We start from the raw sequence: 20,988 nt of genomic DNA on the forward strand, positions 1-20,988 counted from the left end.
GACCGTAGGAAGGCCAGGCGGACCCTCGCGCGCGTCGCGAGGAGGCCGGCGGCACTGCCCGAGGTCCGTCCCCGCACTACGTCAGGTCGCGTCGAAGGACCGTGAACGCAGCACCAGCGGCACGCTCCGGTCGGTACTGATCAGCCAGTGCTCGACGCCGTTGACCAGCAGGAGCAGCACGGTGGTGAGGGCCAGCACGGCGAGGGCCGGCACCAGGGGCGCCACGACGGCGGCGGCCAGGAGGACCAGTCCGCAGTAGAAGCGGGTGGCGGACGCGGCGCCGAACATCCGGCGGCGCGTGTAGCAGAACGTCAGCAGGATCAGGGCCGCGCCTACGGGCAGCAGTCCGGCAGCTCCGGAGTGCGGGGCCCGCAGCGGGTCGTGCACGGTGCGTACGGCGCCGACGGAGACCAGCAACAGGCCCGCGACCAGGGCGAGATGGCCGTAGCTGAGGACGTCGCGGACGACGACGGCGGGGGTGGGGTGGGTGCGCAGGGCGTGGGCGACGGCCGAGGCGGCGAGGTGGAAGTAGAGCCACCACAGGGCGCAGCCGATGAGGAAGGCGAGGACGAGCGCGGTCAGGCTGACCGGGTCGAGGGGGCCCTTGGCGACTCCGGCGCCGACGGAGAAGATGTTCTCGCCGAGGGCGATGATGATGAACAGCCCGAAGCGTTCCGGGAGGTGGTTGACGCCGAAGGCCAGTCGCCGCAGATGGCCGCTGAGCAGCACGGGCGCCGCCAGTTCGGCGACCACCGCGAACGCCCAGCACACCTCGCGCCAGGGGGCGGGGAGGGTGGCGGCGGCGAACAGTACGAGCGCGAAGGCGAGTCCGGCACGGTAGGGGTGGATGGTGTAGAGAGCGCACTCTCTGCGGATGGCCTCGCCGATGAGCAGGCGCAGCGCGAGGTAACTGCCCGCGTAGAGCAGGGCCTGTTCGCGGTCGACGAGCGCTTGTGGCGCGGCAACCGCCATGCCGTAGACGGCGAGTGCGGTCATCAGGAGGAACACGCGTTGGAGATTGGTCTCGTGGACGGCGTTCATCGCCATGACGACGTCCACCCAGGCCCACCAGAGCGGGACGAGCACGAGCAGACACTGTCCGAGGACGGGCCAGCTGGGGTGTCCGGAGAGCAGGTGCGCGATCTGGCCCACGCCGAACGCGAGGACCAGATCGAAGAAGAGCTCCGCCCAGGTGGCCCGGTCGCGCACCTGAACGGCCGGGACGGTCGTTGTCGCGGTTGCGTCGGTCATCGTCGTATCGGCGCACGGGCGGGACCCAGCGGGCGGGGGATGTGAGAAACGGCCGCCTACTGCGGCAAGTCGGGCCGCTTGCCGTGGAAACTCCGGGGTCCTTCGAGCAACTCCCTTACGGCGGTGGCGACCTGGCTGCCCTCTCGGGTGGCGGTGGCCGCGCGCTCCCCGGGGTGCAGCACACCGCCGGCCGCGAACACACCGGGCCGCGAGGTGTGCAGGGTCCCGTCGACGGCGGGGCCCCGGGTGTCGGGGGCCAGATCGAGCCCGCCACGCCTGGCGAGTTCGTGGTCGGGCACGAAGTCACCGGTGAACACGACCGTGTCGCAGGCGAGTTGGACGGTACGGCCGTCCCGGTGCCGGACGCGCACGCCGGACAGCCGTCCGTGGCCGAGGAGTTCGGTGACCGTGGTGTCGGTGAGGAGTGGGACGCGGTGTCGCAGGCGGGCGTACTGGGCGCGGGCGGTCGTCGTCTGCGAGCGGTCCAACTCGGTGACCATGGCGACGAGTTCGGCTCCGGCTGCCCGTACGGTGTCGGCCGCCGCGTAGGAGACGTCCTCGGCACCGACCACGACCACCCGGGTGCCGATCCGCTGCCGGTACAGATGCACCGCCTGCTGCAACTCGCCGGTGGTGTACACCCCGTCGGGCCGGGTGCCCGACACGAGGCGGGCGGCGCGGGGCCTTTCACGGGCACCTGTGGCGAGGACGACGGCCGCCGCTCGGATGGTCTCCAGCCCATGCGGGCCAAGGGTGTTGAGGGCCAGCGGCCCCGCCCAGTCGAGGGCGGTGACCCCTGTGCGGACTACGGCTCCGGCCCGCACGGCGGCGCCGAGGAGCAGGCGGGCGTACGCGGGCCCGGTGAGCGGATGCGTCCAGGTGCCGAAGCCACCGTGGTGGCAGTGCCGGGGCACTCCCCCGGCCTGCTGTTCCCGGTCCAGGACCTCGACGCGGGCGACTCCGGGAGCGGCGAGCCGCGCGGCGGCGGCGAGTCCGGCGGGGCCCGCGCCGACGATCAGGACGTCGACGTCGCGGGGTGGGCCGGTCACGCCCCGGCTCCTTCGAACAACTCCCGTACGGCCGCCCCGCAGTAGAAGCCCTGGCAGCGGCCCGCCCGGGCCCGCGTGCGCCGACGCAGTCCGTCGAGGCCGAGCGGCGGAACCGTACTTGCCAGCGCGTCCCGTATCTCGCCGCGCGTCACGCGCTCGCAGTGGCAGACGATGGTGCCGTACTCCGGGTCGGCGGCGATGAGTTCGGCCCGTTGGTAGGGGCGGGGGAAGGCCTCGCCGAGGTTCGGCATGCGGACGGGTTCGAGGTCGACGGCAGGACCCAGGTCCAGGCCTGTGTCGGCGAGCAGCGCGGTGACATGGGCGGCGATGGCAAGGGACGCGGTCAGGCCGGTGGAGCGGATGCCGCCGACCGTGACGTACGCCTGCCCGGGATGCGCGGTGATGCGGTAGTCGTCGTACTCGGTGGCGGCGCGCAGTCCGGCGTAGACGGTGGTGATCTCCTCGTCGAGCAGCGCGGGCAGGACGCGGGCGCCCTTCTCCCGCAGCAGGGCGAGCCCTTCGGCGGTCGAGCCGGTCGCCCGCTTGTCGTCCAGGTCCTCGGCGGTGGGCCCGAGCAGCAGGTTGCCGTAGACGGTCGGGGTGACCAGAACACCCTTGCCGAGTGCGGTGGGGACGGGCAGGAGGATGTGGCGGAGCAGGTCGCGGGCGAGCTTGTCGAAGACGATCAGCTGGCCACGGCGCGGGGTCACGGTGAAGTCGTGGTGGCCGAGCAGGCGGTCGAGGGTGTCGGCGTGCAGTCCGGCGGCGTTGACGAGGTACCGGGCGCGCAGGGTGCCCCGGGTGGTGGTGAGGACATGGCCGCCGTCCTGCCGACTCGCCTGCTCCACACGGGAGTTGAGGTGCAGATCGACTCCGTGCCGGACCGCCTGGGTGGCGTACGCCAGTGTCGTCGTCCAGGGGCAGACGATGCTCTCGCCGGGCACGTGCAGGGCGCCGAGCGCGCCCGGGCCGAGGTGGGGTTCGCGTGCGTAGAGTTCGGGCGGCTCGACGATGCGTGCGTCCGCGTATTCGTTGCGTACGGCTTTCTCCGCCAAGTGCGGGAGCGCGGCGAGCTGTTCCTCGTCCCAGGCGACGAGCAGCGCGCCCACCGGCTCGACGGGGATGCCCGACTCCCCTGCGTAGGCGGTGAGTTGGCGGGCGCCCTCGCGGACGAGGCGTGCTTCGAGGGAGCCCGGTACCGCGTCGAAGCCGGTGTGCAGGATCGCGGTGTTGGCCTTGGAGGTGCCCTGGCCGACGTCGTCCTGGGCCTCGACGAGCGCGACGCGCAGGTTCGGGTGGCGGGCCAGTTCGCGGGCGATCGCGCAGCCGACCACTCCCGCCCCGACCACCGCCACGTCGTAACTCCGTGACGGCAGCGGGCCGTTGGCCGTGACGGTCATACGGGGGTGCGGTCGAGCAGGGCGGTGACCTCGGCCCGGAAGGCGGCGAGGCGTTCGGCCGCCTGGTCGGGGCCGATCCGGGGCTCGTAGACGGCGGAGGGTTTTCCGTCGGGCAGTACGTCGGCGAGGGCCAGTCCGGGCTCGGCGCCGAGGCGGGCCAGCGCGCCCGCGCCGAGAGCGGTCGCGTCGGGCAGTACGGACACCTCGACGGGGCGTTGCAGCAGGTCGGCCTGGGTCTGCATGAGCAGGGCCGAGCGGGTGAGGCCGCCGTCGACGCGCAGCACGTCGAGGGGTGCGCCGAGGTCGGTGGCGGCGGCTTCGGCGAGTTCGACGACCTGTGCGGCGAGACCCTCGCACAGGGCGTGCACCAGGTGTCCGGCCGTGGTGTCGAGGCCGAGTCCGGTGAGGGAGCCGCGGAGGTCTCCGCGCCACCAGGGGGCGGCCAGTCCGGCGAGGGCGGGGACGAAGGTGACGCCGCCGCTGTCGGGGACGGTGCCGCCGACGCGGTCGAGGTCGGCGGGGCCGGTGATGATGCCGAGGTCGGAGAGCCACCGTACGGCGGACGCGGCCGTGTACACCTGCCCGTCGAGGCAGTAGCTGGTCCGCCCGTCCAGCCGCCAGGCCACGCAGCTCACCAGGCCCGAGTCCCCCCGCCGGGGTGTGTCGCCGGTGTGGGCGAGCAGGAACGCCCCTGTGCCGTAAGTGCACTTGGCGCCGCCGGGGGCGGTGATCCGCTGGGCCAGAAGGGACGCCTGCTGGTCCACGGCGAGTCCGGTGAGGGGGATCTCCGCGCCGAACGCGGTGGTCGTACCGATGGGTCGGGCGCAGTCGACGACGCCCGGGAGGCGTTCGTCCAGGAGTCCGTAGAGGTCGAGGGCGCGGGGCGACCAGGCGGCTTTGTCCAGGTCGAGGAGTTGGGTACGGCCTGCGGTCGCGGCGTCGGTGACATGGGTGCCGGTGAGGCGGTGCACCAGCCAGGAGTCGCTGGTGGTGACCATGCCCTCGCGGGTGAGGTGGCGGCGGATCCAGGCCATCTTGGGGGCGGCGAAGTACGGGTCGAGCGGCAGGCCGGTCAGTGCGCGTAACTCGTCGGCGTGCTCGGCGAGTTCGGCACAGACGCTCTCCGCACGCCGGTCCTGCCACACCAGCGCGTCGGTCAACGGCATACCGGTGTCGGGGTCCCAGGCGAGCACGGTCTCGCCCTGGTTGGCGAGGCCCAGCGCCGTCACGGGTTCGTCGGCCTCGGCGAGCGCGCGGCGCCCGGCGACGATCACCGACTCGTACAGTTGCTCGGGGTCGGCCTCGACCAGGCCGCCCGGCAGCCGGCGGTTCCCCACCGAGACGAACCCGGTGCCGATCACGCCGCGTTCGGGACAGATCACCAGGGCCTTCGTACCGGATGTTCCCTGGTCGACGGCGAGTACCGGACCCGTCATACCACCCCTCCCGTAGATCAACGCCCGACAGCCTGCCGCCGCTCCGCACACCACGTCAAGCATTTCTGATCTTCAGTCAACTCGCGGATATATCTGTGGAGTTGGGGAGGACGAGGAAGCGGGGGGTGATGCGGAACGTGGGCATTACCGCGCTCGACGGTGGTACGGGCACCGTCCGAAACCCATGCTCACAGCCTCACACCGGGTACGAACTCCCCGTCCGGATACGGCAGGATGAGCGGTCGCGCCGGTGTGCGGGTCCGTCCCGGCCGGTGCGAGCGCAATACCGGCAATGCCCGCAATTCGAGCAGGTGGCAACGTGACGACACTTCACATCCGGCCGTCGGCGGCCCTCTCCGCCGCAGCTTCGCTCCCCGGAGGTGACCGATGAACCGCACGCCGACCCTGGACGACTTCATGCTGGCCGGAATCGCCCTGGCCTCGGGCCTGTTGGCGGCCTTTCTGCTGCGCGTACTGCTGCGCTGGCTCGGCAAGCACGCCGACCGCACCCGCTGGAGCGGCGACGACGTGATCGTCGACGCACTGCGGACCGTGGTGCCGTGGTCGGCGATCGCCGGTGGCGCGGCGGTCGCGGGGGCGGTGCTGCCGCTGACGCACACGGTCCAGCACCAGGTCAACCAGACCCTCCGGGTGCTGGTCATCCTCGCCGTGACGGTGTCGGCGGCCCGGGTGATCGCCGGTCTGGTCCGGGCGGTCACCAACTCCCGTTCCGGTGTCGCCGGTTCGGCCACGATCTTCGTCAACATCACCCGGATACTGGTCCTGGCCATCGGCTTCCTGGTGATGCTCCAGACGCTCGGCATCTCGATAGCGCCGATGCTCACCGCCCTGGGCGTCGGCGGTCTCGCCGTCGCGCTCGCGCTGCAGGACACCCTCGCCAACCTCTTCGCCGGCATCCACATCCTCGCCTCGAAGACCGTGCAGCCCGGCGACTACATCCGGCTGAGCAGCGGCGAGGAGGGATACGTCGAGGACATCAACTGGCGTCAGACGACGGTCAGGGCGCTCTCCAACAACCTCGTCGTCATACCGAACGGCCAGCTCGCCAAGACGAACATGACCAACTTCATGCGTCCCGAGCAGCAGTTGACGATCCTGGTCCAGGTGGGCGTCGGCTACGACAGCGACCTGGAGCATGTCGAGAAGGTGACCATGGAGGTCATCGCCGAGGTCATGACCGACATCACCGGTGCGATCCCGGAGCACGAACCGGCCATCCGTTTCCACACGTTCGGCGACTCCCGGATCGGCTTCACGGTGATCCTGGGCGTCGGCGAGTTCAGCGACCAGTTCCGCATCAAGCACGAGTTCATCAAGCGCCTGCACAAGCGGTATCGGGCGGAGGGCATCCGGATCCCGGCGCCGACGCGGACCGTGGCCTTGCAGCAGGGCACGATCGCCATACCTCAGCAGCGGGTCCCGGAGGACGAGCCGGGCGAAGTCTCCTCCGCCCGGCTCGACTGACCTGGCCGGTCAACTCCCTCAGAGCGTCGCCGAGTTGTCACGGTAGTGCCGCGGGGCGGTGAGCGACTGCTTGACCGGCGTCACCGTCCAGTCCGGGTGACCGGGCATGCGCGGCGTCGTCGTACCGTAGAGCCAGTCCCTCAGGAAGCCGGACAGGTCCTGGCCGGAGACCCTCGACGCGACGGCGATGTAGTCCTCCGTCGTCGCCGAGGAGTCGCGGTACCGGGCGAGGAACGCGCGCTCCACGGCGTGGAAGGTGTCCTCGCCTATCAACTCCCGCAAGGCGTACAGGACAAGGACGCCACCCAGGTAGCGCTGGTTGTCGAAGAGGTTGACCGCGTTGGGGGCGGCGACCGGGCCCGAGTCGTGCCGCCACTGGTCGCCGCGCGCGTAGGTGTCCTTCATGCGGGCTTCCATCGTGGTCAGCCCGAGGGAGTCGGGCCAGCCGCGCTCGTAGCGGTAGAGCAGCCCGTAGAAGTCGGCGTGGCCCTCGTTGAGCCACAGGTCGGCCCAGGTGGCGGGGCTGACGCTGTTGCCGAACCAGGAGTGGACCAGTTCGTGCATCATGTGCGAGCCGATCTTGCTCTCCACCTGGAGCAGGAAGTTCGGCTTGTACAGGGTGAGGGTCTGGGTCTCGAGTCCCGTGAAATCAAAGGCGGTCGGGCTGTCGGAGTTGCAGGGCAGCAGTCCGTACGTCTCGAACGGGAACGCCCCGAGCCGCTGCTCCAGCCAGTCCACCAGGCCCGGCGTCAGCGCGAGCGCCGGTTCCAGGGCGGCGGCGCGGGCGGTCGGCACGATGTCCCGCAGCGGCAGGCCGTGCGGGCCGCTGCGCTCCTTGACGACGTAGTCGCCGACCGTGATCTGCACCAGTTCGGTGGCCATCGGCGAGCGCGAGCGGTAGCTGAACGCGGTCCGGTCGCCGTCCAGCCGCTCGGTGCACACCAGTTGACCGTTCGCGACCCCGCGCAGCCCGTCCGGGACGGTGACGCGGAACGTGAAGTCGGCCTTGTCGCTGGGGTGGTCGTTGCAGGGGAAGACGGTGTGCGCCAGGTTCGGCTGGCCGCACACCGCGAAGCCGTCGGGGGTGACGACCCAGCCGCCGGTGGGCGCGGCGGCGCGGCTCGGGTCGGCGGAGTACTCCACGCAGACGGTGACCCGGGCCTTCGCCGGGAGCGTCCGGGCGGGCGTGATCCGCAGCTTCTCGCCGGCCTGCTCGAAGTCGGCTCTGCGGCCCTGGACGCGGACCTCGTGGATGTCGAGGCCGAGCGAGTCGAGGGAGAACCGGGCCAGGGCCTCGGTGGTGCGCAGTTCCATCGTGACCGTGCCGTCGACGAGCTTCGTCGTCGCGTCGTAGGCGAGGTCGAGGTCGTAGGAGCGGACGCGGTAGCCGTCGTTGCCGAGGCTCGGGTACACCGGGTCGCCGAGGGTCTCGCCGCCCTCTTCGCCGTACCCCCGCGCAGTCGTCGTGTCGTCGTTCCCCCGTCCGGCCGCGAAGGCCGGGGAACCCGTGGTCAGTGCTGTTGCCGTACCTATCAGGGCGGCCAGCGGGGCCGTCACTCTGGTGCGATTTCTCATGATCCGCTCTCGCTCGGGCGGCCGGGTGGTCAGCTCCGGCCGTCGGTCAGTGAAGGTGATCCGTTCCTTACTGACTGCCGAACCGGTCGGTCGGTTGCCCTTGATCGACGGACTGGTGTTCGCGCAGTGCGGACGGACCGCTGTCGAGCGGGATCCCATCACGAGATATCTTGATGTCGAGCAATGTTGCAGACGTGGAGCGGAGCACCGGTGACTGACTCGACCATCATCTATACGCACACTGACGAGGCCCCGGCCCTGGCGACGTATTCCTTCCTGCCGGTGGTCCAGGCGTACGCCTCGCAGGCGGGTGTCGCCGTGACCACGCGGGACATCTCGCTGGCCGGGCGCATCATCGCCGTGTTCCCGGAGTACCTCACCGAGGACCAGCGGATCCCGGACGCCCTGCACGAGCTGGGCGAACTGGCGAAGACGCCCGAGGCCAACATCATCAAGCTGCCGAACATCTCGGCGTCCATCCCGCAGCTCAAGGCCGCGGTGGCCGAGCTGCAGGCGCAGGGCTACGCGCTGCCGAACTACCCGGACGACCCGAAGACCGACGAGGAGCGGGACATCCAGTCCCGCTACGACAAGGTCAAGGGCTCCGCGGTGAACCCGGTCCTGCGCGAGGGCAACTCCGACCGGCGCGCCCCCGCCTCGGTCAAGAACTACGCCAAGACCCACCCGCACCGCATGGGCGCCTGGTCCTCGGACTCCAAGACCAATGTCGCCACCATGGGCGAGAACGACTTCCGCTCCACCGAGAAGTCCGCGACGATCGCCGAGGCCGGTGCGCTGCGCATCGAGCTGGTCGCCGAGGACGGCACCACCACCGTGCTGCGCGAGTCCGTACCCGTCCAGAAGGACGAGGTCGTCGACGCCTCCGTGCTGCACGTCGCCGAGCTGCGCGAGTTCCTCACCGCGCAGATCGCCCGCGCCAAGGCCGAGGACATCCTCTTCTCGGTGCACCTGAAGGCCACGATGATGAAGGTCTCCGACCCGATCATCTTCGGCCACGTGGTCCGCGCCTTCTTCCCGAAGACCTTCGAGCAGTACGGCGCCACGCTCGCCGCGGCCGGTCTCTCCCCGAACGACGGTCTCGGCGGCATCCTCAAGGGCCTCGCCGCGCTGCCCGAGGGCGACGCGATCAAGGCCTCCTTCGACGCGGAGATCGCCGAGGGCCCCGCGCTCGCGATGGTCGACTCCGACAAGGGCATCACCAACCTGCACGTGCCGTCCGACGTGATCGTCGACGCCTCGATGCCGGCCATGATCCGCACCTCCGGCCACATGTGGGGCCCGGACGGCGCGGAGGCGGACACCCTCGCGGTGCTCCCGGACTCCTCCTACTCCGGCGTCTACCAGGCCGTCCTGGACGACTGCCGCGCCCACGGCGCCTACGACCCCTCGACCATGGGCTCGGTGCCCAACGTCGGTCTGATGGCGCAGAAGGCCGAGGAGTACGGCTCCCACGACAAGACCTTCGAGGTCCGGGCCGCCGGTACGGTCCGCCTCGTCGACCAGGCCGGCAACGTCGTCCTGGAGCAGCCGGTCGCCAAGGGTGACATCTTCCGCGCCTGCCAGACCAAGGACGCCCCGATCAAGGACTGGGTGAAGCTGGCCGTCACGCGTGCGCGTGCCACCGGCAGCCCGGCGGTGTTCTGGCTGGACGAGACCCGCGCGCACGACGCCCAGCTGATCAAGAAGGTCGAGGCGTACCTGCCGGAGCACGACACCGAGGGTCTGGACATCCGTGTCCTCGCCCCGGTCGAGGCGACCAAGCTGTCGGTGGAGCGCATCCGCCGCGGCGAGGACACCATCTCGGTGACCGGCAACGTGCTCCGCGACTACCTGACCGACCTCTTCCCCATCCTGGAGCTGGGCACCAGCGCCAAGATGCTGTCGGTCGTCCCGCTGATGGCGGGCGGCGGCCTCTTCGAGACCGGTGCCGGCGGCTCCGCGCCGAAGCACGTGCAGCAGCTGGTCAAGGAGGACTACCTGCGCTGGGACTCGCTCGGTGAGTTCTTCGCGCTGGTCCCCTCCCTGGAGCAGTACGCGACGTTCACCGGCAACGCCCGTGCCAAGGTCCTCGCCGACACCCTCGACCGCGCGACGGCGACCTTCCTCAACGAGGACAAGTCCCCGACCCGTCGCGTCGGCGGCATCGACAACCGCGGCAGCCACTTCTTCCTCTCCCTGTACTGGGCGCAGGAACTGGCCGCGCAGACCGAGGACGCGGACCTCGCGAAGGCCTTCGCCTCTCTCGCCGAGACCCTCGCGGGCGCCGAGCAGACGATCATCGAGGAGCTCCTCGCGGTCCAGGGTCACCCGGCCGACATCGGCGGCTACTACCAGCCCGACCCGGCCAAGGCCGCGAAGGTCATGCGCCCGTCGACGACGTGGAACGAGGCACTTGCCTCGCTGAGCTGACCCGGGCCCTCCGAGTCACTCCGCCCCGGCCGGGTTCCTCCTGGCCGGGGCGGCCGCGTCCCCACGCGACAGCGCGGCAGTCCCCCGGTCACCAGTCCCGTACGGCGATCAGCTCCTCCACGTCCGCGTCCGCGTAGCCGTACGCCTTGGCCACGAACCAGAAGTCCTCGGCTATCTCTTCGCGCGCCACGGTCTCGATCTCGCTGCCGGCCGCCTCGAAGTCGTCCTGCAGCGCGTTGAACTCCTCGGTGGCGACCTCGGTCAGCGCGTACAGCGCGGGCAGGTCTGCGGGCCGCTCGGTCTCGATGCGCTCGCACAGTCGCAGCAGGATCGCCTTGCCGAGGTCCACCACGGGGTCGGGGTAGTAGTCGTCCCGGTACAGCCCGCGCAGGAACGCGTGCTCGGTGATCTGCTGGTTGCTGACAGGCATGGTGGTGCTCCCCCGGTCCGTGATCGTCGCTGCCGATACCTTGATCCTGCACCACGCCACTGACAACGCCCCGGGAGCCGCCCGTGTCCCTCTCCGCGCCGTCCTCCGCGCCGTCCTTCGAGTTGCTGCCCGGTGCCGCCGAGTCGCCCGTGATCCTTCATGTCCCGCATTCCGCGCGGGAGATACCGGCCGAGGTCCGCGCGGACATCGTGCTGGACGACCCGTCGCTGGCTCGCGAACTGGACCACATCACCGACAGCCACACCGCCCGGATCGCCGAGGAGGCGGCACGCGCGTGTGCCCTCGCCCCGTGGCGGTTCGTGAACCGGCTGTCGCGGCTGGTCGTGGATCCCGAGCGGTTCCCGGACGAGCGGGAGGAGATGCTCGCCGTGGGCATGGGCGCGGTCTACACCCGCACCACGCACCGCGCCGAGCTGCGGCTCGCCGAGCACGACCCCGAGCCGCTGATCGGCCGCTACTTCCGCCCGTACGCCCGCGCCATGACGGAGGCCGTAGCCGACCGGCTGGCCGCGACCGGCCGGGCCGTCGTGGTCGACCTGCACTCATACCCCACCGCCCCGCTCCCCTACGAACTGCACGGCACCGGCCCCCGGCCGCCCGTCTGCCTGGGCACGGACTCCTTCCACACCCCGCCCGCGCTGCTGGCGGCGGCGCGCGAGGCGTTCGCGGGGTGCGGGGAGATCGGCGTCAACAGCCCGTTCATCGGGACCTACGTGCCGCTGGAGTTCTACGGCAAGGAACCGGCCGTAGGAGCGCTGATGGTGGAGCTGCGCCGGGACACGTACATGACGGAGCCCGGCGGGCCGCCCGACGGCCTCTCGGTCGCCCGGCTGGCTTCCGCGCTGGCGGCGCTCGTGGCCGCCGTATCGGGCTGACCCTCCGGCTGGAGCACTCCCGCAGGACAGGCGGGCGGGGGCGTACGAGGGTGGACGCATGACCGAGGAGACCACCACGCTGACCAGCCAGGCCCCGCAGCCGCCCGTACGGGACTGGCCCCCGATCGACCTGACCGGGACCGACTTCGACCCGGTCCTCGCGGAGCTGATGCGCGAGGGCCCGCTGAACCGGATCCGGCTGCCGCACGGTGAGGGCTGGGCGTGGCTGGCCACCCGCTACGACGACGTGAAGATAATCACCAACGATCCGCGGTTCGGCCGCGCGGAGGTGACGACCCGTCAAGTGACGCGCATGGCCCCGCACTTCAAGCCGCGCCCAGGGTCACTGGCGTTCGCCGACCAGCCGGACCACAACCGGCTGCGCAAGCCGGTCGCCGGCGCGTTCACGGTCGGCGCGATGAAGCGGCTGCGGCCCCGCGCGCAGGCACTGCTCGACTCGCTGGTGGACGGGGTCGTGGCGGACGGGCCGCCGGCGGATCTGATCGAGCGGGTCCTGGAGCCCTTCCCGCTCGCGGTGGTCAGCGAGGTCATGGGGGTGCCCGAGGAGGACCGGGAGCAGGTGCACTCCTGGACCCGGCAGATCATCTCCACGTCCGGTGGCGCCGAGGCCGCCGACCGGGCCAAGAACGGCATGTACGCGTGGATCACCGACACCATCCGCGCCCGCGCCGACAGCGAGGGCACCGATGTGTACTCGCTGCTGGGCACCGCCGTGGCCCGGGGCGACATCAGCGAGCAGGAGGCGGTGGGTCTCGCGGGCCCCTTGCAGATCGGCGGGGAGGCAGTCACCCACAACTGCGGCCAGATGCTGTACCTGATGCTCACCCGCCCCGAGCTGCTGGAGCGCCTACGAGGTCAACCGGAGTGCAGGGAGGCCGCGTTGGACGAACTCCTCCGCTACATCCCGCACCGCTCCTCCGTCGGTCTGGCCCGGATCGCCCTGGAGGACGTCGAGTTGCACGGCCACCGGATCAGCGCGGGGGACCCGATCTACGTCTCCTACCTCGCCGCCAACCGCGACCCGGACGTCTTCCCGGACCCGGACCGCATCGACGTCGACCGCGATCCCAACCCGCATCTGGCCCTGGGCAACGGCCCGCACTACTGCACCGGTGCCGTGCTGGCCCGGCTGCAGACCGAACTCCTCGTCGACACATTGCTGGACCGCTTGCCCGGCCTCCAACTGGCCGTCCCCGCCGAGGAGATCGTCTGGCGCCGGAAGACGATGATCCGTGGGCCGCAGACGCTGCCGGTGACCTGGTAGGGCGCCGGTGCCTGATGCGCGAGGAAGGGGTGTCCCGCTCTCCTTCCTCGCGCACCGGCGGTCACGCCCGCAGCCACTCCGTGACGACCACCTCCCCGCCGGTCCGCAGCCGTAGCGCGAAGGGACCGGTCGGGGGTACGTCGCTGGTGAAACGGCCCATGGAGTCGGCCGTGAGGGTGGTGGGGCGCAGTGCCTGCAGGCCGTTCAGGACCTCGATGCCGGCCGGCTGGGGCGGCATCACCTGGCCCATCAGGCCCTCGCTCGTGACCTCCACGTCGACGCTGAGCTCGCCCGCCGTGAACGTCAGCATGCGCGGTACGTCCAGGGCTCCCCTGACCGGGATGGCGTCGACCAGGGAGTCGAAGGTCAGCTCCGCGAGCCGGGCGTCCATGTCGTACAACGCGTAGGCGTCCATGGCGACTTGGCGCAGTTCGGCGGGGACCGGGTCCAGGATGGCGGCCGCCTGGCGAAGCTCCTCCTCCAGGAGGGCGTCGTCGAACTCCGTGCCCTCGTCGCCCTGTTCGCCCTGCTGGTCGTCGAACTCCTCGTCGTCGAAGGGGTCCTGGCCGAAGGCGTCGAACGCTCCGGGTCCGTCGCCGTACATGCCGTTCACAGCGCCTCCCCGGCGTTCAGTCGGGCCCGCAGCCGGCGCAGACAGCGCTGGCGCATGGGTCCGATACTGCCCACGGCGATGCCCAGACCGGCGGACACCTCCTGATAACTGGGTGGCGGCGAGGCCATCAGGACACGCAGTAACTGCCTGCACCGCTCGCCCAGTCCGGCGAACTCCTGCCACAGCCTGCGGATGCGCTCGGCCTCGGAGGCCGCCTCCTCCGAGTCGAGGACCGACTGCTCGGGGGTGCGCTCCTCGCTGACGCGGTCGAGGAGTTGGGGATCGTCCGTGGGCATGAGCCGCCGCAGCCCCTTGATCACCTTCAGGCACTCGTTGCGCGCGGTGCTCGCCAGCCAGGAGCCCGCCTTGTCGGGTTCCCGGATGCGGCCCAGGTGCTGGGCGAAGCGGAACCACACGGTCTGGTAGACCTCGCCGGCGTCGGCGTCGGAGAGCCGATGGGCGCGCACCACTGACCAGACCAGTGGGCTGAGCCCCTCCACGAGCGCCTTCCAGGCCGCCGCGTCGCCGTCGACTGCCGACCGGACGAGCGCGCCGACTTCTGCACGGTCCACGGTGCCACCCCTCGTGTACGGCATGTCATCGTACGCCGTGGAGGGGATGGTTCCGGCCCTCATGCCGGTGCGGAGAGCGGCACGACGGGGACCGGGCGCCAGGTGGGCGGGCGCAGCGCCGGTACATGCGCCCCGCGTACTTCGGCGTACTCGGTGTTGGCCGCGAGGAGTTGGGTACGGGCGGCGCGCGCGTCGCTCTCCTTGTTCGCCGTCATGTAGGCGGCGACCAGGCCTGCGGCGACGGGGGTGGCGAACGAGGTCCCGCTCCAGTGCGCGAACCCCTCGAACATCACCTGGTCGGGCTTCCCGGCCGAGTTGGCGCCCTGCTGGCTCAACACCCCGGTGTGGGACGGGTATTGGCAGGTGCAGGAGTAGGTGAAGCCGAACCGGCAGGCGTCGTAGGTGCTGTGCTGGTAGGTGTAGGGCGTGGGTGCGTCGAAGCCGGTGAGGGGGCCGACGAGCCGCTCGCCGGGGGCGTAGGCCTTCACCCAGGCACCGTGGTTGCTGAAGCAGGCGCCGTGCTCGCCGTCGCCGCGCAGGGCGCCGACCGAGAGGACGACGTCCCGGTAGTCGGGCAGGTCGGCGTAGGCGGCGGGCCAGAAGGGGGTGGCGCTGGCGTTGTTGCCGGCCGCCGCGACGAGCAGGGTGCGCTGTCCGCGCAGGGCCTGCATGAAGCCCTCGACGCCGAGGAGGCCGTCGGTGCGGCCGTTGCTGGTGCCGGCGGAGAGGCTGATGACGTCGGGCCACCCGTTCTGGTCGACGGCGGCGAACAGCGCCTCGCCGAAGTCGGATTCGAGGATGGCGCCCGCGTCGTTGAGGGTGTTGCGGACGGTCACCTCGGTGTTGGGCGAGACGGCCGCGACGAGCCCGGCGATGAACGTGCCGTGTCCTACGTACTGTTGGAGCACTCCCGCCGCGTCGGTCTCCTTGATCTGGGGGTCGCCCTGGACGTGGGCCAGCAGCGGGTAGGACCGGTAGTCGTGCATGAGTCCGGTGTCGATGACGAGGACGTCGACGGCGGTGTCCGCGTCGTAACCGGCTTCCGCGGGTGCGGGGTTGGCGCCCTGCGTGAGCGGGGCGGGCACGGGTTCGTCGCCGGGACAGGCGTTCACGGCGATCGACACGACGTGGTTGCGGCTGACGAGTCGGCGGCCCGCGCGGCCCTCGGGCTCGCGCAGGGCGCGCAGCGCGTTGGCGACGGCGCGGTCGGCGCGCCGGTCGCCGTGGGCGGGGTCGCCGACCTGGATGCGGGTGATCCCGGACCGGTTGGTCTCGGGTCCGGCCCGGCGGACGGAGTCGGCGGTGAGGCCGGTGGCCTCGGTGAAGTGGGTGCGTACGGTGTCCTCGACGAGGCGGGCCTCCTCGCCGTCGCGGGCGAGCACGACGCCCTTCTCGTAGAAGAACTCGGCGGAGTCGTCGGGCCCCATCGCGAGGGGGATGTCGGGCATCGAGCGCTGGATCTGGTCGAACTGCTCGTGGAATCGCTGTGGTGCCATGGCGTGTCCTCCCACTGGGGCGGCGGTCGTCAATCAGAGCCCGCGGGCCGTTACTTGATACAGCGCCAAACACGTGTGGTGTGCACCGGGGGCCACTACCATCCGAGGAGTGACAGCGGATGGCGACCCGGTTCTCGAACTGCTGCCGATGGTGTTCGCGGCTCCGAGCGAGGCGCTGGCCGGTGCGCGGGAGGTCCTCGACGGCGATCCGACGCCGTTCCAGGCCTCCGTGGCCCACCATGTGATCGGTATCTGGCAGCGGGACTTCGGCGATCTCCGGCTCGCTCTCAAGCACTTGCGGCGCGCCCGCGACCTGGCGGCGCGCGCCGATTCGGCGGACCGGGAGGCGGACGTCCTCGGCACGCTCGGGGTGGCGCTGGTGCACGCGGGCCGCACCCGGCAGGGGCTGGCGGCCTTCGAGCGGGGCATCGCCCGCGGCAGCAGAAAGTCCAGGGCGCGCGTCCTGTTCCTGCGGGCCTACGCCTGGTGGGTGCTGGGCCGGCACAAGGAGGCGCTGGACGACGTACGGCGGGCGATCCCCGTGCTGCGGCAGACGGAGGACGTGATCTGGACGGCGCGGGCACTGACCCTGCGCGCGACCGTGCATCTGGCGCTCGGCGCGGTGGACCGGGCCGACGCCGACTTCACCGCGGCCGAGCGGCTGTGGGAGACCACCGGCCAGGAGCACGACAAGGCCGACGCGGTGGAGAGCAGGGGTCTGGCCGCGTTCCGCTCGGGCGACATCCCGGTGGCGCTCCAACTCCTCGACGAGGCAGAGGAGATGTACGCCAAGCTGACCACCCCCACCTTCATGCTCACCATCCGCCGCTGCGAGGTGCTGCTGAGCGCGGGCCTGGCGGCGGAGGCACTCGCCCAGGCGGACACGGCGATCGGGCTGCTCGACGGCATAGGCGGGCAGTCCACCCGCAAGGCGGAGCTGCTGCTCGTGGCCGCCCGGGCGGCGCGGCTCGCGGACGATCCGCCCACGGCGATCGCGCGCGCGGCCGTGGCGGTACGGCTGTTCGCCGCGCAGCGCCGCACCTGGTGGCAGACGCATGCCCAACTGGTGCTGATCGAGGCGAGGTTGGCGGCCGGGCGGGCCTCGGGCCGGCTGGTCGCGGACGCCGCCGCGGTGGCCGGCCGGCTGGCCGCGTTCGGCTCCCCGTCGGCGCCGGAGGCCGCGCTGCTCGCGGGCCGGATCGCGCTGGCGCTGGGCTGGACGGCGGATGCGGAACGGCACTTGGCGGTGGCCGCCCGCAGCAGACGTGCCGGCCCGCCGCTGGCCCAGATGACCGGCTGGGCGGCGCAGGCGCTGCGCGCCGAGGCCGCCGGTTCGGGACGCGGGGTGCTGGAGGCCTGCCGGCGCGGGCTCGACGTCCTGGACGACCACCGTACGACCCTGGGCGCCTCGGAGTTGCGGGCCCGGGCCACCGCGCAGGGCGCGGAGCTGGCGGCGCTCGCGCAGCGGGCGAGCCTCAACTCGGGTGGTCCGCGACGGCTGTTGGCGTGGAGCGAGCGCTGGCGGGCGACCGCGCTGTCCACCCCGCCCGCCCGGCCGCCCGCCGACCCCGCCCTGCTGAGCGGTCTGACGGCGTTCCGCGAGATCGCCGCCCGCGCGGAGGAGGCCCGGATGGAGGGCCACCCGGTACCGGCCCTGGAGCGCGAACAGCGGCGCCTGGAACGGGAGATCCGCTCCCGCACCCTCCACATGCGCGGTGACGCACCCGGCGAGGGTGAGCGCTTCGATCCAACTCGGTTGCTGGCACGCCTCGGTGAGGGGCGGCTGGTGGAACTCGCCGTGGTCGACGGGCGGGTGCACGCCCTGCTGTGCGGCCAGGGGCGGGTGCGGCGGTTCGCGGCGGGCCTGCTCTCGGAGGCGATGGCCGAGGCGGAGCACGTGCAGGCGGGACTGCGGCGACTGGCGCATCCCGGGGCGGAGGCCAGGCTGCCGGTGGTGGAGGCGGCGGGCCGACGGCTGGAGGAACTACTCCTCGGCGAGGCGGTCCAACACCTGGGCTCCGGGCCGGTGGTGGTGGTCCCGCCGGGCCGACTCCACCGTGTTCCCTGGGCGTTGCTGCCCTCGCTGCGCGAGCGGGTGCTCAGTGTGTCGCCGTCGGCGGGCAGTTGGCTGCGCGCCCTGGACACCCGGCCACCGCCCGGCGGACGGCACGTCCTGGTGCGCGGTCCCGGCCTCGCGACCGACGGCGCCGAGGTCCCGGACCTGGCCGACCGCTACGGCACGCCCACGGTCCTGGAGCACGACGACGCCGAAGTCCCCCGGGTACTGGCCGAGTTGGACGGCGCGACGTTGGCCCATATCGCCGCGCACGGCACGTTCCGCGCGGACAGCCCCCTGTTCTCGGCCCTTCGCATGGCCGACGGCCCGCTCATCGTCCACGACTTCGAACGCCTCGCCCGCAGCCCGTACCGGATCATCCTCTCCAGCTGCGACACGGCCCGCCTCGCCCCGGTGGGCGCCGACGAACTCCTCGGCCTGGTAACGGCGTTGCTCCCGCTGGGCACGGCGGGAGTGGTGGCGAGCAGCGCCCCCGTCAGCGACGCCGCCGTGGTCCCGCTGATGCTCGCCCTCCACAAGGGCCTCAGCGCGGGCCTCTCCCTGGCGGAGGCCCTGCGCGACGCCCGGACCGCGCTGCCGGGGGACGCGATGCACCAGGCGACGGGCTGGGCGTTCACGGCGTTCGGAGCGGCCTGACCCACCCGGGCGGCTCGGCCGATGCGGTACGGGCACGAGGCGGGCCGTCCCATGCCCGGCGGCGTGGCCGACCGCCCCGGTTCGGCCACGCGCGCAGGCATGTCGAGCGCGACCGGATCGGCGCACGCGTCGAAGAAGCTCCGGGCGTCGATCTGCCGACCCGAGCCCGAGCCGTCGGCCTCACAGATCAGGCACGGTTCCGCCCGCCACCCGTCACGCCGACTGCGCCGTCGGCAGCTCCACCAGCCACGGCAACGCGCCCGGTCGCTCGAGCCCACTGGCAGAGCCCCCGCGCCACACCCCCAGGCGACGCCGCCCACCAGGCCACAAGCCGGGCACTCACTCCCTTCGGAGCAACCTCACCGGTCGACCCGGCGGCGGGCCATCGGTCACGCCGACTGCGCCGTCGGCAGCTCCACCAGCCACGGCAGCGCGCCGCGGTCGCTCGCGCCGAGGCGGGCGTAGGCGCTGTAGAGGTGGTTGCCGACGGTGCGGACCGAGAGGGTGAGGCGTTCGGCGATCTGGCGGTTGCTGAGACCCGCGGCGGCGAGGGTGACGATCTGCCGCTGGCGGGCGGTGAGTTCACCGAGCACCAGGCCGGAAAGGGCCGGGGTGCGGGCGCCCTGGCAGCGGCGGGCCAGCGCGACCGCGCGGGTGCGGGACATGCGCGCGGCGCGCGGATCGCGGTGCGCCCGTACGGCCTGGGCGTGCGCCTCGGCCGCGAACAGCAGGAACCCGCGCTGCTCCAGCTCCCCCGCCACCCGGTCCAGCGCGGGCCCGTCCCCGTCGACCAGCGCCTCGGCGTGCCGCGCGAGCACGGCCGGTCCGTCGCCGGGCAGCCGGGCGAGCCGGCCGGCGACCTGTTCGGGTGCACCGAGGCGTACGGCGTCGTAGAGGGCGTACGCGGCGGGCCTGCCGTCCTCCGCGGTGCCGCCACACCGATTCGGCGCCACCGCCTCGGCCACGGTCTCGCGGGCCGTCTCCACATCGCCCCGGGCCGCCGCCGCCCAGCCGCTCGCGGGGCGGTGGGCCAGGGTCTCGCCGGTGTCCGGCACATCGCCCGACTGGGCGGCGGCCAGGGCGAGTTCGACCCCGCAGGCGCGATCCGCCGGGGTCTCCCGCAGCCCCTCCCGTGCCCAGGCCGCGGCCTCGCGCAGTTCGCCGCGCAGCCTCGCGAACCGGGCGCGTACGGCCGCGTACCCGGCCGGTACCGGTGCACCCTCGGCCACCAGCCACTCCCCCACCGGCGTCGGCAGCGGCCGTACGTCGGTCCGGTCGATGCGGTCGGTGAGCGCGGCCCGTTCGGCCGCGAGGGCCGGGACGCACTGGTCGGGGGTGCGGGCGAGGCGGCGGGCCCGGAGCCGGCCGGCGGCGGCGCGCAGGGCGGGGCCGTGGAGGGGGTGGGTGAGGTGGACGGCGCCCCGGTCGTCGACGCGGATCAGGTCCTCGGCCTCCAGTCGTTCGAGGATGTCGAGGTCGAAGTCGTCGAGGGAGGACGCCAACGGCTCGGCGAAGGCCAGGCGTTCGAGGCTCTCGCGCTCGTCGAGGTCGGCGCGGGCGAGGACCTGCGCGGTGCGTTCGCGGACCGTCGCGGTGACCGGCACCGGGCCGCGCCAGGCCCACTCGTCGGTGTCCGTGGCCCGCGTGAGCAGTCCGTGCTCGCGCACCGCGCCGAACAGGTCGCGCAGCAGGCGCAGATCGCCTTGGCAGAGGTGGTGGAGGCGTTTCACGGTGAGGGGTTCCAGCGGGCCGCCGGCGCCCGCCGCGAGCAGCTGGGCGATCTCCTCGCGGGGCAGCGGCTCCAGCGCGAGGCGCGGCAGCAGTTCGCCGGTCCAGAGGCGGGAGACCGCGCCGGGTACCGGGTCGCCGTCGGCCACCACGACGATCAGGCGGGTCCGGCCGTGGACGGCGAGCTGGTGGACGAGGGCGGCCGAGGAGTCGTCGAGGAGGTGGGCGTCGTCGATGAGCAACAGCCGGGTGCCGGACAGGAGTTGGACCGCTCGGTGCAGGGAGACGCTCTCGGGCAGCAGGTGGGCGAACGCGGCGAAGGGCAGCGCGCGGGTCTCGGGCGTCCCGGTGATCCGGGCGCAGTCGCCACCCCGGACGGCCTCGGTGACCAGCCGGGTCTTGCCCCGGCCGGCCGGGCCGGTGACCACGATGCCGTGCCGTCCTGCCGTCAACGACCTGCGGATCAGTTCGAGTTCGTCCTCCCGGCCGGTGAACGGCCAGGGCAGTTCAAGGGTCTTCGCGTCCTGTTCGAAAGTCATCACGCAGATATGAGTCGGGCTACTCATGCCTGATACAGGGTGACTTGAGTAGCCCTCGACTCAGGCGCCCGGGTACGGTCAACGGCACTC

At 72.2% G+C, this 20,988-nt stretch carries 14 protein-coding genes and 1 pseudogene; 5 read left to right on the forward strand and 10 right to left on the reverse strand.

All coding sequences use genetic code 11. The features are described 5' to 3' along the window. Window positions 1–81: 81 nt before the first annotated feature. The 4 genes and pseudogenes from SSP08S_RS36700 to SSP08S_RS36715 all read right to left on the reverse strand — a co-directional run bounded on the left by SSP08S_RS36700 (window position 82) and on the right by SSP08S_RS36715 (window position 5,136). The gene (locus SSP08S_RS36700; RefSeq protein ID WP_019072634.1) at window positions 82–1,251 is read right to left on the reverse strand and encodes a low temperature requirement protein A; all 1,170 of its coding nucleotides are present in this window, start codon (window positions 1,249–1,251) and stop codon (window positions 82–84) included. 98 nt (window positions 1,252–1,349) lie between these two features. Continuing rightward, window positions 1,350–2,300: pseudogene (locus SSP08S_RS56595) on the reverse strand (NAD(P)/FAD-dependent oxidoreductase); the annotation flags it as partial. Continuing rightward, window positions 2,297–3,700: an FAD-dependent oxidoreductase gene (locus SSP08S_RS36710; protein ID WP_019072636.1), complete on the reverse strand. Its 1,404-nt coding sequence runs from the start codon at window positions 3,698–3,700 to the stop codon at window positions 2,297–2,299. The gene SSP08S_RS36710 and the pseudogene SSP08S_RS56595, both read right to left, overlap by 4 nt. Beyond that, window positions 3,697–5,136: an FGGY family carbohydrate kinase gene (locus SSP08S_RS36715; RefSeq protein WP_019072637.1), complete on the reverse strand. Its 1,440-nt coding sequence runs from the start codon at window positions 5,134–5,136 to the stop codon at window positions 3,697–3,699. Before SSP08S_RS36715 ends, SSP08S_RS36710 begins: the two co-directional genes overlap by 4 nt. A gap of 387 nt (window positions 5,137–5,523) precedes the next feature. On the opposite strand from SSP08S_RS36715, the gene SSP08S_RS36720 reads away from it, so the two are divergent. Next, a complete protein-coding gene (locus SSP08S_RS36720; protein WP_019072638.1) occupies window positions 5,524–6,621 on the forward strand; it encodes a mechanosensitive ion channel family protein in 1,098 nt (365 codons plus the stop codon). Between the two features lie 18 nt (window positions 6,622–6,639). On the opposite strand, the gene SSP08S_RS36725 is transcribed toward SSP08S_RS36720, so the two are convergent. Next, entirely contained in the window at window positions 6,640–8,196 is a 1,557-nt protein-coding gene (locus SSP08S_RS36725) for a M1 family metallopeptidase (protein ID WP_043259938.1), read from the reverse strand. 210 nt (window positions 8,197–8,406) lie between these two features. Here SSP08S_RS36725 and SSP08S_RS36730 point away from each other — a divergent pair, with 210 nt between their 5' ends. After that, window positions 8,407–10,626: an NADP-dependent isocitrate dehydrogenase gene (locus tag SSP08S_RS36730; RefSeq protein ID WP_019072640.1), complete on the forward strand. Its 2,220-nt coding sequence runs from the start codon at window positions 8,407–8,409 to the stop codon at window positions 10,624–10,626. Window positions 10,627–10,714: 88 nt separating this feature from the next. Here the strand turns inward: SSP08S_RS36730 and SSP08S_RS36735 are convergent, their stop codons facing one another. After that, on the reverse strand, window positions 10,715–11,056 hold the full coding sequence (locus SSP08S_RS36735) for a DUF5713 family protein (protein ID WP_019072641.1): 342 nt from the start codon (window positions 11,054–11,056) through the stop codon (window positions 10,715–10,717). Window positions 11,057–11,139: 83 nt separating this feature from the next. Between SSP08S_RS36735 and SSP08S_RS36740 the strand changes: the two genes are divergently transcribed. Both SSP08S_RS36740 and SSP08S_RS36745 read left to right on the forward strand, forming a co-directional pair. After that, on the forward strand, window positions 11,140–11,952 hold the full coding sequence (locus SSP08S_RS36740; RefSeq protein ID WP_019072642.1) for an N-formylglutamate amidohydrolase: 813 nt from the start codon (window positions 11,140–11,142) through the stop codon (window positions 11,950–11,952). 58 nt (window positions 11,953–12,010) lie between these two features. Then, entirely contained in the window at window positions 12,011–13,237 is a 1,227-nt protein-coding gene (locus SSP08S_RS36745) for a cytochrome P450 (protein WP_019072643.1), read from the forward strand. Between the two features lie 61 nt (window positions 13,238–13,298). On the opposite strand, the gene SSP08S_RS36750 is transcribed toward SSP08S_RS36745, so the two are convergent. Genes SSP08S_RS36750 through SSP08S_RS36760 form a run of 3 tightly spaced genes read right to left on the reverse strand, consistent with a single transcriptional unit; the run spans window position 13,299 to window position 15,918 of the window. Beyond that, window positions 13,299–13,841 carry a hypothetical protein gene (locus tag SSP08S_RS36750; RefSeq protein WP_051106056.1) on the reverse strand — a complete coding sequence of 181 codons (543 nt, stop codon included), beginning with the start codon at window positions 13,839–13,841 and terminating at the stop codon, window positions 13,299–13,301. Between the two features lie 5 nt (window positions 13,842–13,846). Then, a complete protein-coding gene (locus SSP08S_RS36755; protein ID WP_078532632.1) occupies window positions 13,847–14,485 on the reverse strand; it encodes an RNA polymerase sigma factor in 639 nt (212 codons plus the stop codon). Continuing rightward, window positions 14,482–15,918, reverse strand: coding sequence for a S8/S53 family peptidase (locus SSP08S_RS36760; protein WP_019072646.1), 1,437 nt, complete (start codon window positions 15,916–15,918; stop codon window positions 14,482–14,484). The genes SSP08S_RS36755 and SSP08S_RS36760 overlap by 4 nt, the downstream gene beginning before the upstream one ends. A 109-nt stretch (window positions 15,919–16,027) precedes the next feature. Here SSP08S_RS36760 and SSP08S_RS36765 point away from each other — a divergent pair, with 109 nt between their 5' ends. After that, window positions 16,028–18,631, forward strand: coding sequence for a CHAT domain-containing protein (locus SSP08S_RS36765; protein ID WP_019072647.1), 2,604 nt, complete (start codon window positions 16,028–16,030; stop codon window positions 18,629–18,631). A gap of 389 nt (window positions 18,632–19,020) precedes the next feature. Here SSP08S_RS36765 and SSP08S_RS36770 read toward each other — a convergent pair whose 3' ends face one another. Then, complete coding sequence (locus SSP08S_RS36770; RefSeq protein WP_019072648.1) at window positions 19,021–20,898, reverse strand: LuxR family transcriptional regulator AbsR2; 1,878 nt, start codon at window positions 20,896–20,898, stop codon at window positions 19,021–19,023. Between the last annotated feature and the right edge of the window lie 90 nt (window positions 20,899–20,988).

Source organism: Streptomyces hokutonensis (assembly GCF_000376565.1).
Lineage (GTDB): Bacteria > Actinomycetota > Actinomycetes > Streptomycetales > Streptomycetaceae > Streptomyces > Streptomyces hokutonensis.

Bases quoted from the DNA above. Each gene is read 5' to 3' on its own strand.
- SSP08S_RS36700 (WP_019072634.1), bottom strand. From the start codon at position 1,251: ATGACCGACGCAACCGCGACAACGACCGTCCCGGCCGTTCAGGTGCGC.
- SSP08S_RS36710 (WP_019072636.1), bottom strand. From the start codon at position 3,700: ATGACCGTCACGGCCAACGGCCCGCTGCCGTCACGGAGTTACGACGTG.
- SSP08S_RS36715 (WP_019072637.1), bottom strand. From the start codon at position 5,136: ATGACGGGTCCGGTACTCGCCGTCGACCAGGGAACATCCGGTACGAAG.
- SSP08S_RS36720 (WP_019072638.1), top strand. From the start codon at position 5,524: ATGAACCGCACGCCGACCCTGGACGACTTCATGCTGGCCGGAATCGCC.
- SSP08S_RS36725 (WP_043259938.1), bottom strand. From the start codon at position 8,196: ATGAGAAATCGCACCAGAGTGACGGCCCCGCTGGCCGCCCTGATAGGT.
- SSP08S_RS36735 (WP_019072641.1), bottom strand. From the start codon at position 11,056: ATGCCTGTCAGCAACCAGCAGATCACCGAGCACGCGTTCCTGCGCGGG.
- SSP08S_RS36745 (WP_019072643.1), top strand. From the start codon at position 12,011: ATGACCGAGGAGACCACCACGCTGACCAGCCAGGCCCCGCAGCCGCCC.
- SSP08S_RS36750 (WP_051106056.1), bottom strand. From the start codon at position 13,841: ATGTACGGCGACGGACCCGGAGCGTTCGACGCCTTCGGCCAGGACCCC.
- SSP08S_RS36755 (WP_078532632.1), bottom strand. From the start codon at position 14,485: ATGAGGGCCGGAACCATCCCCTCCACGGCGTACGATGACATGCCGTAC.
- SSP08S_RS36760 (WP_019072646.1), bottom strand. From the start codon at position 15,918: ATGGCACCACAGCGATTCCACGAGCAGTTCGACCAGATCCAGCGCTCG.
- SSP08S_RS36770 (WP_019072648.1), bottom strand. From the start codon at position 20,898: ATGACTTTCGAACAGGACGCGAAGACCCTTGAACTGCCCTGGCCGTTC.